Genomic DNA, 310 nt, shown 5'->3' on the forward strand with positions numbered 1-310 from the left:
CAAGATTGACATTAGCGGCATCTGTAGAACAGCCATTAGCATCAACAGTTACAGATACCGGTGCAGCACGGTTTACAATCTCCGGGGTCGCAGTATCAGTTAAAATCACGGTTTGCGTACAAGTGGCCGTATTACCAGCACCATCGGTTACGGTCCAAGTGACCGTTGTTTCTCCTAATGGGAACACGGCAGGTGCATCATTAGATATGGCTGTTGTGTTACAGTTATCATCCACAGTAGGCGTTCCAAGATTGACATTAGCGGCATCTGTAGAACAGCCATTAGCATCGACATTTACAGATACCGGTGC

The 310-nt window shown here is 47.1% G+C and carries 1 protein-coding gene; it reads right to left on the reverse strand.

Features of this window, described 5'->3' with window-relative positions; genetic code table 11:
* On the reverse strand, positions 1-310 hold a 310-nt coding region (locus ACNG5D_RS15950; protein ID WP_418184521.1), incomplete at both ends, for an HYR domain-containing protein.

It is taken from the genome of Algibacter ulvanivorans (genome assembly GCF_048381495.1).
GTDB classification, from domain to species: Bacteria; Bacteroidota; Bacteroidia; order Flavobacteriales; family Flavobacteriaceae; genus Algibacter_B; species Algibacter_B ulvanivorans.